The organism is Frankia sp. AiPs1 (assembly GCF_023716945.1).
Taxonomy (GTDB): domain Bacteria; phylum Actinomycetota; class Actinomycetes; order Frankiales; family Frankiaceae; genus Frankia.
In genome coordinates this window covers 1-776 of the sequence record NZ_JAMQQF010001107.1, presented here as the reverse complement: position 1 = coordinate 776, position 776 = coordinate 1, and the positions used below count along the sequence as shown (strand labels likewise).

Annotated in this window: 1 pseudogene; it reads right to left on the bottom strand. The window is 77.3% G+C overall.

Going from position 1 to position 776, the window contains the following annotated elements:
• A pseudogene (locus ND748_RS33140) lies at nt 1-776 on the bottom strand (hypothetical protein); the annotation flags it as partial.

Below are 776 nucleotides of genomic sequence, written 5' to 3'. Positions count from 1 at the left end.
GCCGCGGGCGCTCTCACCTGCGGGCCGGCGGTGGCCGGAGAGACCCGGACGTCGACCCGGACCGCCCCGGGCTCGGCCACGACGCACAGCAGGCCCGCACCCGGTGCCGAGGTCACTCGCGCGCCGACGACCTGGACCTGATAGCCCTGCGGGTAGGACCACGCCGGCACGCTGATGGCCGTCGCCGTGCCGGGCGCCAGGGAACTGCCGGCGGGCGCGGCGGTCCGGTAGGTGACCGTGAGGACCCGCGCGTCGTCGAATCGCAGTGACTCGGGTGTTCCCGCGACGGCCACCGGATACGGACGGACGCTCTGCGCCGGAGCGGCCGGGAGTGGACCCCCGCCCAGGGCTCGCGGCGGATCGGTGCCGATCGTCCCGCCCGTGCCGCTGGGCGCGTCGTAGAACCAGCTCAGCCCGAACGCGTCCGCCGCCGACACGAGGCCGCGCACCGCCGCGGGCGAGCCGTCCTTCCACCCGACCAGGTATCCGGTCGGGTCGTTGACGGCGACGGTGGCGGCGGCGTCGAACGGTGCCGGGCGGTCCCGCCACAGCAGGTGGTAGGGGTCCTGCGCCGTGACGGCGTCGGTCAGCGCCGCCGCGGTGCCCGTGGCGGCGGGGACCTCGTAACCGATCAGGCCCGGCTCGCCGCGGAATCGGGTCGCCAGCCGGCCGAGGCCGGCGGCGAGCGCCGCGCTCGACAGCGCCTGGCCCTGCGCGGCGGGGACGAGCCGCAGCACGACTCGCATCCCGCGGCCGGTGAACGTGCGCGCCAGGCC